This window comes from Streptococcus sp. HF-1907, assembly GCF_015594605.1.
In the GTDB taxonomy this organism is placed as follows: domain Bacteria; phylum Bacillota; class Bacilli; order Lactobacillales; family Streptococcaceae; genus Streptococcus.
The window spans coordinates 67,604-82,571 of record NZ_JADNQT010000007.1; the positions used below are offsets into that span (position 1 = coordinate 67,604).

Sequence of the window (14,968 nt, forward strand, 5' to 3'; positions counted from 1 at the left end):
ATGACGAAACTTATTTTTATGGGAACGCCTGATTTTTCAGCGACGGTTCTAAAAGGTCTCTTGGCGGATGACCGCTATGAGGTCTTAGCTGTTGTGACCCAGCCAGACCGTGCTGTTGGCCGCAAGAAAGAAATTAAAATGACCCCTGTTAAGGAAGTGGCTTTGGAGCACAATCTTCCAGTCTATCAACCTGAAAAAATATCAGGAAGCCAAGAGATGGAAGACATCATGGCACTTGGAGTTGACGGGATTGTGACCGCAGCCTTTGGTCAATTTTTACCCATGAAGCTTATCAACTCCGTTGATTTTGCCGTAAATGTCCACGCTTCGCTCCTTCCTAAATATCGCGGCGGTGCGCCTATTCATTACGCCATCATTAACGGTGAAAAAGAAGCTGGTGTGACCATCATGGAAATGGTAGCCAAGATGGATGCTGGTGACATGGTGGCTAAGGCCTCTATCGCCATTACCGACGAGGACAATGTGGGAACCATGTTTGAAAAGCTGGCAGTGGTTGGTCGTGACCTGTTATTAGAAACACTGCCTGGCTACATGGCTGGTGACATCAAACCTGAACCACAAGATGAAAGCCAAGCGACCTTCTCACCAAATATCAATCCTGAAGAAGAGCGTGTGGACTGGACCAAGTCATCGCGTGAGATTTTCAATCATGTTCGTGGCATGTATCCATGGCCAGTGGCGCATACGCTACTTGACGGTAATCGCTTTAAACTTTACGAGGTGGTTATGGCAGAAGGACAAGGTCAGCCAGGTCAAATCATCGCTAAAACCAAAAAAACATTGGTTGTTGCGACAGGCAGCGGAGCTATTGAACTCAAAACGGTGCAACCAGCAGGTAAACCTCGCATGGCTATCAAGGATTTCTTGAATGGTGTTGGTCGTAATTTGGAAGTAGGAGATTACTTTGGCAAATGATTGGAAGAAGAGTGCGCGTGGGCTAGCCCTCAAAACCTTGGAAGAGGTCTTCGAAGAAGTGGCTTATTCCAATATCGCCCTCAATAAAAATCTCAAGCACAGTCAGCTTTCTGACAAGGATAAGGGCTTGGTGACAGAGATTGTTTACGGGACAGTAGCTCGCAAGATTACCCTTGAGTGGTACCTGGCGCATTTTATCGCTGACCGTGACAAGTTGGAGAAGTGGGTCTATGACCTGCTCATGCTCAGCCTTTATCAGCTTTTATATCTGGACAATGTCCCAGCTCACGCTATTGTCAATGATGCGGTAGCTATTGCCAAAAATCGTGGTAATAAGAAGGGTGCTGAAAAATTAGTCAATGCTGTGCTCCGCAGAGCCTCCACAGAAAACCTACCAAGTTTTGATGGCATCAAGCGCAAGAATAAGTGTTATTCTGTCACCTATTCGGTGCCTGTTTGGTTGGTTAAAAAATTAAGTGACCAATTTGGAGAAGAGCGTGCAGTTGCCATCATGGAGAGCCTTTTTGTCCGCAATAAAGCCAGTCTTCGTGTGACAGATATGGCGCAAAAAGAGACTATCAAAACAGCTTTTGGTCTCCACGATTCAGAATTAGCACCAACTGCCTTGGTCGCTGATTCTGGTAACTTCGCTTCAACAGATTATTTTAAAAATGGCCTCATTACCATTCAAGATGAGTCTAGTCAGCTGGTGGCACCGACGCTTGATTTGCAGGGAGACGAGCAAGTCTTAGATGCCTGCGCAGCCCCTGGCGGCAAAACAACTCACATGGCTTCATATTTGACCACAGGTAAGGTAACGGCTCTGGATTTGTATGACCACAAGTTGGCCTTGATTGAAGAAAATGCAGAGCGCCTCCATGTCGCTGACAAGATTTCTACTAAAAAGCTTGATGCAACCAAGGTTCACGAGGTCTTTGCAGCGGATTCGTTTGACAAGATTTTGGTAGATGCCCCATGTTCTGGAATCGGTCTTATCCGACGCAAACCAGACATCAAGTATAACAAAGAGAATCAAGATTTTGCTTCGCTTCAAAAAATTCAGCTGGAGATTCTAGAAAGCGTTTGTCAAACCTTACGTAAAGGTGGTATAATAACCTATAGTACTTGTACTATTTTTGAGGAAGAAAATTTCCAAGTATTGCAACAATTCTTGGAGACACACCCCAATTTTGAACAAGTTCAACTAAGTCATACACAGGAAGCTATTGTCAAGGACGGTTGTCTATGGATTACCCCTGAGCAATATCACACAGACGGCTTTTTTATCGGACAAATCCGTCGTATCTTGTAGTGTCTAGGAGGAAACTGACGTCGTCAGATATAAGATTATGGAAATTTCACTTATAACAGACATTGGGCAAAAACGCTCAAACAATCAGGATTTTGTTAATAAATTTGAAAACAAATCAGGCATCCCACTAATCGTATTGGCAGATGGGATGGGAGGACACCGTGCAGGAAATATCGCCAGTGAAATGACTGTTACTGACCTTGGTCAAGCATGGGTCAACACTGAGTTTACTGACTTAGCACAAATTCGTGACTGGATGTTAGTAACGATTGCTGACGAAAACCGCAAGATTTTCGAATTGGGTCAAACGGATGATTACAAAGGCATGGGAACAACCATTGAAGCGATTGCGCCAGTGGGAAATAATGTGATTTATGCCCACGTTGGAGACTCACGTATTGGACTTGTTCGTAATGGCGAATATCGTTTGTTGACAAGTGACCACTCTTTGGTTAATGAATTAGTTAAAGCTGGTCAATTAACAGAAGAAGAAGCTGCTAGTCACCCGCAAAAAAATATCATCACACAATCAATCGGTCAAGCCAATCCTGTTGAACCAGATTTGGGTATCCAAAACTTGGAAGCAGGCGATTACTTGGTCGCTAACAGTGATGGACTCACAAATATGCTCAATAACGACGAAATTGCTACGGTCTTAATGCAAGAAAAATCTCTTGATGATAAAAACAGAGATTTGATTACACTTGCCAACCACCGTGGTGGCTTTGATAATATTACTGTAGTATTGATCCATATTGAAAGTGAGGCTGTTTAATGATTCAGATTGGCAAATTATTTGCTGGTCGTTATCGAATCCTTAAATCTATCGGACGAGGCGGAATGGCGGATGTTTATCTAGCTCGTGATTTGATTTTAGATAATGAAGAAGTAGCCATTAAAGTGCTGCGGACCAATTATCAAACTGATCAAATTGCTGTTGCGCGTTTTCAGCGTGAAGCGCGAGCAATGGCAGAGCTAATCCATCCTAATATTGTTGCTATTCGTGATATAGGAGAAGAAGACGGTCAGCAATTCTTAGTAATGGAATATGTTGACGGTTCTGATTTGAAAAAATACATTCAGGATCATGCTCCCCTCTCTAACAACGATGTTGTTAAAATCATGGAAGAGGTTCTTTCGGCTATGTCACTAGCCCATCAAAAAGGGATTGTGCATAGGGATTTAAAACCTCAAAATATTCTCTTGACCAAGGATGGAACGGTCAAGGTTACAGACTTTGGGATTGCGGTGGCTTTTGCTGAAACTAGCCTGACGCAAACCAATTCAATGCTGGGAAGTGTTCACTACCTTTCACCAGAACAAGCGCGTGGCTCTAAGGCAACGGTTCAAAGTGATATTTATGCCATGGGTATTATGCTCTTTGAAATGCTGACAGGGCACATTCCTTACGATGGTGATAGTGCGGTGACGATTGCTCTGCAACATTTCCAGAAACCATTACCATCAATTATTGCAGAAAATAAAAATGTTCCTCAAGCTCTGGAGAATGTTGTCATCAAAGCGACAGCTAAGAAGTTAGCAAACCGTTATAAGTCGACTTATGAAATGAGTCAAGATTTGATGACAGCGCTCAGCTATAATCGTAGCCGTGAGGCTAAGTTAGTTTTTGAGGATACTGAAAGTACCAAACCACTTCCTAAGGTGACCGCTTCTAGCCCGTCCTTGTCGACTGAGCAGTTGCGTAAGCCTAAGGAAGAGGTTAAAGAGCCAGAGAAAAAAGATGAACCGGTTAAAAACCATAAGCAGACGAAGCCTAAAAAATCCCGTCGTGGATTGTTGGGAATCATCTTCAAGGTTTTGTTTGCCTTGGTGATTGTCGGAGTGGCAGCCTTTGCCTACTTCACTTTAACAAGCCCATCAACGGTTAAGGTACCAGATGTTTCGGGCAAGACCCTTCAAGTGGCTAAGTCTGAGATTACTAATACTGGCTTGAAAGTCGGTAGTGTTCAGACGGTTGATAGTGATGTTGATAAAGGTAAGGTTGTTAAAACCGATCCAACTTCTGGCACATCCCGTCGAGAAGGTTCGAAGGTAAACATTTATGTTTCAGCTGGAAATGCTGGATTCACCTTAGAAGATTATTCCAATCAGGATTATGAGACAGTTGTAGCAACCTTGAAAAATCAATACGGTGTCAAAGCTTCTTTGATTAAAATCAAGAAAGTAACCACTAGGTATCATCAGGCTGGCACGATTATCAAACAATCGATTAAAGCTGGAACTCGTTTTAATCCAAATGGAACGACTAAGTTGACCTTAACAGTAGCTGCTAGTGATACAGTAACCATGCCAAATGTGACAGGAATGACTTATGGTGATGCTCTTAGTACATTGAAAGATTTAGGCGTTAAATCATCAAAAATCAACGTCTATCAGCAAACTGGAAGTGATTACACACTTGTTTCTTCACCGTCTTCAACAGCTGTGATTAGCGAACAAGAGCCATATTATGGTACGACGATTAGTTTATCTAGTGATACAATCAATCTTTATATTTATGCAAGCTTGCCATCAAGTAGTTCTAGCACGCAAGTTAGCAGCTCAGAGACAGTAGAGGAAAGTTCAAGCTCATCATCTACGAGCTCTTCAACAGAGTATTCATCGTCATCATCGTCATCATCGACTGAAGCCTCTAGTTCATCAGATACTGAACTTACTGGACAATAGTGTCGTTAAAACCAGGACAGAACGTCTTGGTTTTTTCTCTTGCGCTAGCCCCTGTCTTTCAAATTGCGAGTGCAATTTAGGGGGCTTTTTGGTACAATACCAGTTAGATAAGCTCTTTGAGAGGAGGAATGGATGAAAAAATTTCAGTTTTTCTTATTAGTTGAATGTGTGTTGTTAGCTTTGGGGCTGATGACCATTTTAGCTAATGATTTATCAAATTTTATTTTTTTGTTGGCTTTAATATTGTTAGCCTTACGTTTTTACAATCAAGGGAGTCATAGTAATTTTCTGTTAACAACCAGTCTTTTGTTACTCTTTTTGATTATGATGCTCAATCCTTATATCGTAGCTGGCTTTGTACTGGCTATCGTCTATGTCCTAATCAATCATTTTTCACAGGTCAAAAAGAAAAATCGCTATGCCTTGATTCAATTTAAGAAGGACGATGTAGAGGTCAAGACGGTTCGTAACCAATGGATTGGTTCAAATAATCATGAGAGTGATTTTTATGCTTTTGAAGATATCAATATCATTCGCCTTTCGGGTACTGATACCATCGATTTGACCAATGTCATCGTTTCTGGGCATGACAATGTCATCATGATTCAAAAGGTCTTTGGCGCGACTAAAGTTTTGGTGCCAATCGATGTAGCGGTCTGCGCAGATATCAGCTCGGTTTATGGCAGTGTTCGCTATTTTGATTTTGAAGAATATGATTTGCGAAATGAGTCCATCAAACTGCGTTATGAAGAGGATGCTAAACCATTAAAACAAGTCAAATTAATTGTCAATATCATCGCAGGTGACGTGGAGGTGGTTCGGAAATGAAAAAAAATGATTATTTCCTTTTTCTACTCTATGCAGCCGTCATCATTTTTGCCATTATTTTTGTTGTTCTGACTAGTTTAAATATCAATATTTGGAAACTCTTTTCTAACATCTGGGTTCTGGAACATTTTTTATTTACAGTCGTCCTTCTGACCTTCTCAATTGCTGTTTTATTGCTCTTGCTTTGGTATATTTTGGATGACAATAGCAAACGCCATATCAATCAAAATTTGCGTCGTATTCTCAATAATCAGTCCATCCGAGTTGTCGAAGATTCTGAAATCAACATCAACCTAGCTCGGCTATCTAAAAAAATGAGCCATTTAACGACTAGCCTGCAAAATACGGAAAACAGCCGTATTTTAAATAGTCAAGAGATTGTCAAACAAGAGCGTCGTAGGATTGCGCGTGACCTTCACGATACGGTCAGCCAAGAATTATTTGCTTCATCGATGATTTTATCGGGCTTGTCACAGAATCTCACCCAGCTTCCTCAAGAACAACTTCAAGACCAGCTCAAGGTAGTCGAGGAAATGTTGCAACATGCCCAAAACGATTTGCGGATTTTACTGCTTCACTTACGTCCGATTGAGTTAGAAAACAAATCCTTATTAGAAGGCTTTGATATGATTTTGAAGGAATTGACAGACAAAAGTAATATTGAAGTTGTTTATCGAAAAAATATTGATAAACTGCCTAAGAAGGTTGAAGATAATGTCTTTCGTATCGGTCAGGAAGTGATTTCAAATACCTTGAAGCATTCCAAGGCAACTCGTTTGGAAGTCTACTTGAACCAGACGGAAAATGAATTACAGTTAAAAATGGTTGACAATGGTATCGGATTTGATATGGATGAAAGTCATGATTTGAGTTACGGGCTCAAGAATATCAAGGACCGTGTTGATGACCTGGGAGGGACTCTGCAATTGCTCAGTCAGCCCGACAAAGGTGTTAGCATGGATATTCGTTTGCCCCTAGTGCCAGAGGAAAAAGGAGATAACAATGGCGAAAATTAAAGTGATTTTGGTGGATGACCACGAGATGGTGCGACTGGGCTTGAAGAGTTTTTTGAACCTCCAGCCGGATGTTGAAGTAGTCGGTGAAGCCTCTAATGGCAGAGCTGGGATTGAGTTGGCTCTTGACTTATACCCTGATGTAGTTGTTATGGACTTGGTTATGCCCGAGATGGATGGTGTCGAAGCAACTTTAGAACTATTGAAAGATTGGCCAGATGCTAAAATTTTAGTGCTGACATCGTATTTGGATAATGAAAAAATTTACCCAGTCATTGATGCGGGGGCTAAAGGTTACATGTTAAAAACGTCCAGCGCAGCAGAAATTCTCAATGCCATCAAGAAAGTGGCCTTAGGCGAATTAGCCATTGAAACTGAGGTAGATAAAAAAATCAAGGCTCACGATGCTAATCCAGACCTCCATGAAGATTTGACAGCCCGCGAACGCGATATCCTTAACCTGCTAGCTAAAGGCTACGATAATCAGACCATTGCTGATAAGCTTTTCATCTCCTTAAAGACAGTAAAAACCCACGTGTCTAATATTTTAGCTAAGCTCAATGTAACGGACCGCACTCAGGCAGTTGTCTATGCTTTCCAACACCATTTAGTCCCACAAGATGACCATTAAATGGTATAATAATCTCATGACTGTTTGAAAGAGGAGTACTATGGACGCGAAAACGAAATACAAAGCCAAAAAAATTAAAGCAGTTTTCTTTGATATTGATGACACCCTTCGTGTGAAAGACACAGGTTATATGCCACCGTCAATTCCAAAAGTATTTGAAGCTCTCAAGAAAAAAGGAATTATTACAGGGATTGCTTCAGGTCGTGCACGTTATGGAGTGCCACAGGAAATTCAAGATTTGAATGCTGACTATTGTGTCAAACTCAACGGTGCTTACGTCAAAGATAAGGATAAAAACATTATCTTCCATCGCCCTATCCCAGCGGATTTAGTGGAAAAATACAAGACTTGGGCTGATGAAGTTGGTATCAAATACGGCCTTGCTGGTCGTTACGAAGCAGTTTTGTCTGCACGTGATGAACTCGTCAATGATGCTATTGATATTGTCTATCATGATTTGGCTGTCAATCCAGATTTTAATAAAGACCATGATGTCTATCAGATGTGGACATTTGAGAATCAAGGAGATGACCTTCAATTACCAGAAGAATTAGCTGAACACTTACGACTTGTTCGTTGGCATGATCATTCGTCTGATGTTGTCTTAAAAGGGACATCAAAAGCTCTAGGTGTTTCGAAAGTTGTCGAACATTTGGGATTGAAGCCTGAAAATGTCTTAGTTTTCGGTGACGAACTCAATGATTTGGAACTTTTTGATTATGCAGGCTTGGCTATCGCCATGGGCGTTTCGCATCCAGAAACTCAGAAAAAAGCAGATTTTGTTACAAAAAAAGTAGAAGAAGACGGCATCTTATATGCCTTGGAGGAATTAGGTTTGGTAGAAAAAGAATTAAACTTCCCACAAACAGAAATTGATACATTTGATGGTCCAGTAGCAACAATCAAGACAAATCATGGTGACATGACAGTGAAATTATTCCCTGACCATGCGCCAAAAACCGTTGCAAACTTCCTTGGACTTGCCAAAGAAGGTTACTATGACGGCATTATTTTCCACCGCATTATCCCAGAATTTATGATTCAAGGTGGTGACCCAACTGGCACAGGTATGGGCGGGAAGTCTATCTATGGTGAAAGTTTTGAAGATGAGTTTTCAGAAGAACTTTACAACGTTCGCGGTGCTCTCTCAATGGCTAACGCTGGACCAAATACTAATGGTAGCCAATTCTTCATCGTTCAAAATTCAAAAATTCCATACGCTAAAAAAGAATTAGAACGTGGCGGTTGGCCTGCTCCAATTGCTGAAATGTATGCGATAGAAGGTGGAACACCACACCTTGACCGCCGTCATACAGTCTTTGGTCAATTAGTCGGTGAAGAATCATTCAAAGTCTTAGACGAAATTGCCAATGTTGAAACAGGTGCTCAAGATAAACCAAAAGAAGATGTTGTCATTGAAACAATTGAGGTAGCAGAATAAGATGAAAATTGGTGATAAGTTAGAGGGAACAGTAACAGGAATTAGACCCTACGGTGCCTTTGTTCAATTAGAAAATGGGACGACAGGACTTATTCACATTTCAGAAATCAAAACAGGCTATATTGATAATATTTACAACGTCTTGTCAGTAGGTGACCAGGTTTTCGTTCAAGTTGTCGATTATGATGAATACACGCAAAAGGCAAGTTTGTCACTGAGAACACTTGAGGAAGAAAAGCACCACCATCAACACAGACACCGTTTTTCAAATAACCGTGCTAACATTGGTTTTAAACCCTTTGAAACCCAGTTGCCAATTTGGATTAAAGAAAGTCTGGATTATTTGCAGCATCGCGACTAAGAGAAAAACAGAAAATCTCTGGTTCAACTAAAAATGCATGTCCCTGAAAGTAATTTTGGGCATGCATTTTTTAGAAATAACAATGAATGTGATGCTCTAAGAAGACTTGTCGATAGTCCTCTAAATCTTCAGGGTGTAGAGCTGGAACGTTCTCCATGTCGTATTTGCGCCCCAATAGCTTGTATTTATTTTGACCAAATTGATGGAAGGGGAGCAACTGAACTTCGCGAATATCCAAACGGTCAAAAAGTTCTGAAAAGGCTTTGGCGTCATCTAGAGAATTGTTAAATTCAGGGATGACAGGAATCCGTAACACGATCGTTTTCCCCGCTTCAAAGGCATAATGGATATTCTTGATGATTGTTGCATTTTTTACAGCAGTTACCTCTTGGTGTTTGAGGCTATTGTAATGTTTCAAGTCTGTATAAATAAAGTCAACGTACTGGATGAGGTCGACAAACTGTTCATGGCGTGTGTAAGCTGTTGTCTCAATAGCAGTATGGAGTCCCAATTCTTTAGCACGTTTTAAAATAGCTTTGGCAAAGTTAAATTGGGCAAAAATTTCTCCGCCTGATTCTTCATAAAAATCCTTATCTTTGAGAACTTCTTCCATAATTTCTTCAACAGACTTCAGCACTCCGACGATGGTGGTTCCTTTTGAAACAGCATCTTTCATTTCTTCGGGAATCATTTTTTGAGATTCTGGGTTGGCACACCAAGGACAGCGTAGAGGACATCCTTTTAGAAAAACAGTTGTTCGGATGCCGAGTCCATCGTGGATGGAGAAGTGCTGAATATTAAAGGCTCATTGTCAACTGTAGTGGGTGACAATGAGCCGTTATTTACCAAATGCAGTTATGATTAAAATAGATGCTTCGTCAACTTTTTGCAGTTAACCCTTATGTAAAATCACTATAAAACAAAAGAGATTGGACCGATTCCAATCTCTTTCTTCTATGACCAAAATGAACTAATTAGTCAAAATCATAAAGACTTGTTGACAAGTAGCGTTCACCGTTATCAGGTAGGAGGGCCAAAACTTTTTTGCCAGCTCCCAATTCTTTAGCAACTTCAATAGCGGCATGAATGGCAGCAGAAGCAGAAATACCTGCAAGGAAGCCTTCTTGTCCACCAATTAAGCGACCTGTTGCAATGGCATCATCAGATTTTACACGAGTAATATGGTCATAAGCATCTGTGTCCAATGTTTCAGGAATAAAGCCAGCTGAAATCCCTTGGATTTTGTGTGGTCCAGGAGCCTCACCAGACAAGATTGCTGATTCGTCAGCTTCAACGGCATAAACTTGAACCGCTGGATTTGCAGCTTTCAAAGCGCGTGAAACACCAGTAATCGTTCCGCCTGTACCGACACCAGCCACAAAGGCATCAAGACCAGTTTCTCCAAAGGCATCAATAATTTCTTGACCAGTAGTTGCTTCGTGAATAGCTGGGTTAGCTGGGTTATTGAATTGAAGTGGCACCCAACCATTCTTTTCCTTAGCAATCTCTTGAGCTTTAGCGATAGCGCCTTTCATCCCTTCGCTACCAGGTGTCAAAACTAGGTCAGCACCGTAAGCTTGAATAATTTTACGGCGTTCAATAGACATGGTCTCAGGCATCACGATAATCACTTTATAACCAAGCGCAGCACCAACCCAAGCTAAACCAATCCCAGTATTACCAGAAGTTGGTTCAACGATAGTATCTCCGGGTTTTAAAATCCCGTCTTTTTCAGCCTGCTGAATCATAGCTAGCGCGATACGGTCTTTAACGGATGAGCCAGGATTAAAAGATTCAATCTTAACATAAACATCAGCAGCGCCCTCAGGCACAATACGATTCAATTTGACAATTGGTGTTTGACCAATAAGTTCTGTAACAGAGTTGTAGATTTTTGCCATAATGATAACCTCTATCTTCTTAAGTTACCTTAAGTATAAAACCAAATCAGGAGCTTGTAAAATACAGATTAGCTATCAAATGATAGCTAAAAACTATCAGAGGACAAGTGGCACTTCAACAATTTGTTTGCCATCTTCTCGCGTAGTAACTTTTCCTTGGTAAAAATCGGTCAAGTCAGCCAGCACCTGTTCAACTGTTTCAGGATCTAAATAGAGCTTGGTTCTAACCCCTTCTAAAAATTCAGTTTCAAATTCTTGTAAATCATGTGCCTGCAAAAAATTAGCAAAAGTTTGGTATTGTGGGTAGGTCAAATCAACCTGAATTCCCACCTGCTCCTTCACTTCGACTAAGCCGATTTCCTTTGTGGCATTGGCAACGCTACCAGCGTAAGCACGAATCAGCCCCCCAGCTCCCAGCTTAATACCTCCAAAGTAGCGTGTGACAACGGCGACAACATTGGTTAACCCCTGCTTTTCAAGGACAGTTAGCATAGGAACTCCAGCCGTCCCGCTGGGCTCACCGTCATCGCTAGAGCGCTTGATTTCTCCTTTTTCTCCAATAATCATAGCAGAGCAGGAATGGTTAGCCTTGTAATGTTCCTTCTTGATTTGTGCAATATAAGCACGCCCCTCTTCCTCAGTCTCAACACGCTTGAGATGACAGATAAAACGTGACTTTTTAATGTCTTCCTCAACGATACCGTCTTTTTTAATTGTTCTAAATTTATCCATAAAAAAATTGTATCAAAATTTCTAAAAAATAGTCAAAGAAATCCGAATAAGATAGTATGGAAAATTATTATGGAAGATTATTTACACAGAACCAAGTACCAGAAGAATTACGTGAAAAAGCTATCAAGCTAGAATCAGTATCCCAAAAAGGACAAACCAGAATATGTAATCGCTGCGCTAGCCTTATTTCGAAAGAAAACCAACTTCCAACCAAAGCTTATTACTGCCGAGAATGTTTGGTATTTGGACGTCTTGTCAGCAACGAATCTCTTTATCACTTTCCTCAGAGTCCTTTTCCGAAAATCACATCTTTAAAATGGTCTGGACAATTAACGCCCTATCAAGAAGAAGTTTCACAAGGCTTGTTAAAAGGAATTGCAGAAAAAGAAAATCTCCTGGTCCATGCTGTAACAGGCGCTGGAAAGACAGAAATGATTTACCAATCAGTTGCCAAAGTCCTTGATGACGGTGGTTGTGTTTGCATCGCAAGTCCACGAATTGATGTCTGCTTAGAGCTCTATCGGCGTTTATCACAAGATTTTTCCTGTCCCATCACCTTGATGCACGGGGACTCAGCCCCTTATCAAAGAGCGCCACTAATTATCGCAACAACCCATCAGCTATTAAAATTTTACCAGGCTTTTGACCTGCTCATTATCGATGAAGTTGATGCTTTCCCTTATGTGGATAATCTCATGCTTTACCATGCGGTAGACCAATCAGTAAAAATTGACGGCGTCAAAATTTTTCTGACCGCGACCTCGACAGATGAATTAGACCGAAAAGTTAGAAACAAGTCCCTCAAGAAACGTCACCTAGCCAGACGCTTTCATGCTAAACCACTTGTCATTCCTAAAATGATTTGGCTATCTAAAATCAGTGAAAAGCTTGCTAAAGGAAATCTTCCAGCAAAATTGAAGGGAGAAATTATCAAGCAACGTAAAACAGGCTTTCCACTACTCATTTTCTTTCCAAATATCGTGCGTGGGCAACAGTTTGCCAAAATCCTGCAAACTCATTTTCCAAAAGAAAAGATTGCTTTTGTCTCCAGCCAAACAGAAAACCGCCTAGATTTAGTGGAACAATTTCGCAATCAAGAGTTGACTATTCTTGTGACGACTACTATTTTAGAGCGCGGAGTCACCTTCCCTTGTGTCGATGTTTTTGTCATCGAAGCCAATCACCGCCTCTATACGCGAAGCTCGCTGGTTCAAATTGCAGGACGGGTTGGACGCTCATCCCAAAGACCGACAGGGCTCTTAAATTTCTACCATGACGGCATCTCAAAAGCCATGCTTCAAGCAAAAGCAGAAATCAAGGAAATGAACCAAAAAGGAGGATTTGCATGACCTGCCTCCTATGCCATCAACCCCTAGACCATTCTGCCATATTCAGTGATATCCTCTTTTCCTTGAAAAATAAGCAGAGCACCTGCCAGATTTGTAGGGATAAGTTCGAACTAATAGACCCTACCAACCATTGCCCAACCTGCTTTCGCCCCAATACAAGTAACCAGTGTCAAGACTGCCAGTACTGGGAAAACACAGGAGTTCAAGTAAACCATCAAGCTCTGTATAGTTATAATTCAGCCATGAAAGAATACATTTCACGCTACAAATTTCAAGGTGATTATCGCCTGAGAGAAGTATTTGCTATGGAATTAAAAAATGCTTTAAAAATCTATCAAGACTACACAATAGTTCCAGTACCACTGAGTGCTAAAAGCTATCAAAAACGCCAATTCAACCAAGTTACAGGACTTTTGGATGCAGCTAACACAGCCTATCAAGACATACTAGACAAAAAACACGGTAAAAAACAGTCAAGTAAAAATCGACAAGAACGTTTAAAAAGTAGTCATCAATTCCATCTAAAAGATGGTCAAAAGCTTCCTGAAAAAGTCCTTCTTGTTGATGACATCTATACAACAGGTAGCACTCTAGCGCAGATTAAACAATTACTGCTAGATGCAGGAATTAAAAATGTAAAAACTTTTTCATTATCACGTTAGAAACTTGCAAATTTTCATGAAAGCGGTTATAATATAACTAAAGAAAGCGTTACAAGACGCAAGAAAGAGGTACTCTATGATTAAATATAGCATTCGTGGTGAAAACATTGAGGTCACTGAAGCAATTCGTGATTATGTTGAATCAAAACTTGCAAAAGTTGAAAAATATTTCAATCCTAAGCAAGACTTAGATGCTCGAGTAAACCTTAAAGTCTATCGAGAAAAAACTGCAAAAGTTGAAGTAACTATCTTGTTTGACTCTATTACTCTACGCGCAGAGGATGTCTCTCAAGATATGTACGGCTCAATCGACCTAGTTGTTGATAAAATTGAACGCCAAATCCGTAAAAATAAAACAAAAATCGCTAAAAAACACCGTGAAAAAACATCAGCAGGCCAAGTTTTCACAACAGAATTTGAAGCAGAACCTGTAGAAGAAACAGTCGCAACAAAGATTGTTCGAACTAAAAACGTTACCCTCAAACCAATGGACGTTGAAGAAGCACTACTTCAAATGGATTTACTAGGACATGACTTCTTTATCTACACTGACGCTGAAGATAATACAACCAACGTTTTGTATCGCCGTGAAGATGGGGAACTAGGACTTATCGAAGCAAAATAATTACATAAGTAATTTAAAAAATAATAAAAACCAGCGAAATTTCGGCTCATTGTCAACTGTAGTGGGTGACTTATCACTAACATCTAGAGAGAATCAGATTGGTTCTCTCTATTTTGATGTTCAAAGCGATGAGAATTTTTGTTTTAAAGTTCTTGAAGTTTCGAAAACCGAAAGCTTGACGCTTAATGTCCTTGATGAGTTTGTTAGTGGCTTCTAGCTTAGCGTTAGAATAAGGGAGCTCCAGGGCATTTGCAATGTAGGGGGTGTATTTCTTGAAGGTCTTAAAGACAGTGGTAAATGCAGGATTGACAAGGGGAAGGTTGTCGTCAATCAGCGCCATAAAATGGTCGGTATTCTTCTCCTGAAAATGGAATAATAAGAGTTGATACAGCTCATAGTAATAGCGGAGTTCGTCCGATAAATCTAGAATTTTCTTAACAATCTCCTTAGGAGTCAAGGTTTGCCTAAAAGTCCGTGAATAAAAGCGTT

General features: G+C 40.7%; 16 protein-coding genes. 12 read left to right on the forward strand and 4 right to left on the reverse strand.

The window, feature by feature from the left end:
• The 9 genes from fmt (at position 1) to IYQ92_RS05555 (ending at position 9,210) form a co-directional block, all read left to right on the forward strand.
• On the forward strand, positions 1-936 hold the full coding sequence (gene fmt, locus IYQ92_RS05515; protein ID WP_195675729.1) for a methionyl-tRNA formyltransferase: 936 nt from the start codon (positions 1-3) through the stop codon (positions 934-936).
• Positions 926-2,248, forward strand: a complete 1,323-nt coding sequence (gene rsmB, locus IYQ92_RS05520; RefSeq protein ID WP_195675730.1) for a 16S rRNA (cytosine(967)-C(5))-methyltransferase RsmB — start codon at positions 926-928, stop codon at positions 2,246-2,248. The genes fmt and rsmB overlap by 11 nt, the downstream gene beginning before the upstream one ends.
• A gap of 37 nt (positions 2,249-2,285) precedes the next feature.
• Positions 2,286-3,023 (forward strand): Stp1/IreP family PP2C-type Ser/Thr phosphatase, encoded by a 738-nt coding sequence (locus IYQ92_RS05525; protein WP_195675731.1) that lies wholly within the window; start codon positions 2,286-2,288, stop codon positions 3,021-3,023.
• Complete coding sequence (gene pknB / locus IYQ92_RS05530; protein WP_195675732.1) at positions 3,023-4,936, forward strand: Stk1 family PASTA domain-containing Ser/Thr kinase; 1,914 nt, start codon at positions 3,023-3,025, stop codon at positions 4,934-4,936. The genes IYQ92_RS05525 and pknB overlap by 1 nt, the downstream gene beginning before the upstream one ends.
• Before the next feature lie 132 nt (positions 4,937-5,068).
• Complete coding sequence (gene liaF, locus IYQ92_RS05535; RefSeq protein WP_195675733.1) at positions 5,069-5,764, forward strand: cell wall-active antibiotics response protein LiaF; 696 nt, start codon at positions 5,069-5,071, stop codon at positions 5,762-5,764.
• A complete protein-coding gene (locus IYQ92_RS05540) occupies positions 5,761-6,780 on the forward strand; it encodes a sensor histidine kinase (protein ID WP_195675734.1) in 1,020 nt (339 codons plus the stop codon). Before liaF ends, IYQ92_RS05540 begins: the two co-directional genes overlap by 4 nt.
• Complete coding sequence (locus tag IYQ92_RS05545) at positions 6,767-7,408, forward strand: response regulator (RefSeq protein ID WP_195675735.1); 642 nt, start codon at positions 6,767-6,769, stop codon at positions 7,406-7,408. Before IYQ92_RS05540 ends, IYQ92_RS05545 begins: the two co-directional genes overlap by 14 nt.
• 40 nt (positions 7,409-7,448) lie before the next feature.
• Positions 7,449-8,849: a bifunctional Cof-type HAD-IIB family hydrolase/peptidylprolyl isomerase gene (locus tag IYQ92_RS05550; RefSeq protein ID WP_195675736.1), complete on the forward strand. Its 1,401-nt coding sequence runs from the start codon at positions 7,449-7,451 to the stop codon at positions 8,847-8,849.
• Between the two features lies 1 nt (position 8,850).
• Positions 8,851-9,210 carry a S1 RNA-binding domain-containing protein gene (locus IYQ92_RS05555; RefSeq protein ID WP_195675737.1) on the forward strand — a complete coding sequence of 120 codons (360 nt, stop codon included), beginning with the start codon at positions 8,851-8,853 and terminating at the stop codon, positions 9,208-9,210.
• A 70-nt stretch (positions 9,211-9,280) separates the two neighbouring features.
• On the opposite strand, the gene IYQ92_RS05560 is transcribed toward IYQ92_RS05555, so the two are convergent.
• The 3 genes from IYQ92_RS05560 to IYQ92_RS05570 all read right to left on the reverse strand — a co-directional run bounded on the left by IYQ92_RS05560 (position 9,281) and on the right by IYQ92_RS05570 (position 11,843).
• Positions 9,281-10,006, reverse strand: a complete 726-nt coding sequence (locus IYQ92_RS05560; protein WP_195675746.1) for a radical SAM protein — start codon at positions 10,004-10,006, stop codon at positions 9,281-9,283.
• Positions 10,007-10,184: 178 nt separating this feature from the next.
• Positions 10,185-11,111: a cysteine synthase A gene (cysK, locus tag IYQ92_RS05565; protein ID WP_195675738.1), complete on the reverse strand. Its 927-nt coding sequence runs from the start codon at positions 11,109-11,111 to the stop codon at positions 10,185-10,187.
• A gap of 96 nt (positions 11,112-11,207) precedes the next feature.
• Positions 11,208-11,843 (reverse strand): YigZ family protein, encoded by a 636-nt coding sequence (locus tag IYQ92_RS05570; protein ID WP_195675739.1) that lies wholly within the window; start codon positions 11,841-11,843, stop codon positions 11,208-11,210.
• 56 nt (positions 11,844-11,899) lie between these two features.
• Between IYQ92_RS05570 and IYQ92_RS05575 the strand changes: the two genes are divergently transcribed.
• From IYQ92_RS05575 to hpf, 3 genes are all read left to right on the forward strand, one after another.
• Positions 11,900-13,192, forward strand: a complete 1,293-nt coding sequence (locus tag IYQ92_RS05575; RefSeq protein WP_195675740.1) for a DEAD/DEAH box helicase — start codon at positions 11,900-11,902, stop codon at positions 13,190-13,192.
• A complete protein-coding gene (locus IYQ92_RS05580; RefSeq protein WP_195675741.1) occupies positions 13,189-13,854 on the forward strand; it encodes a ComF family protein in 666 nt (221 codons plus the stop codon). Before IYQ92_RS05575 ends, IYQ92_RS05580 begins: the two co-directional genes overlap by 4 nt.
• A 76-nt stretch (positions 13,855-13,930) precedes the next feature.
• A complete protein-coding gene (gene hpf, locus IYQ92_RS05585) occupies positions 13,931-14,479 on the forward strand; it encodes a ribosome hibernation-promoting factor, HPF/YfiA family (RefSeq protein WP_195675742.1) in 549 nt (182 codons plus the stop codon).
• A 76-nt stretch (positions 14,480-14,555) separates the two neighbouring features.
• Here hpf and IYQ92_RS05590 read toward each other — a convergent pair.
• Positions 14,556-14,968 (reverse strand): transposase (locus IYQ92_RS05590; protein ID WP_195675743.1); only part of this gene is annotated, 413 nt, incomplete at its 5' end.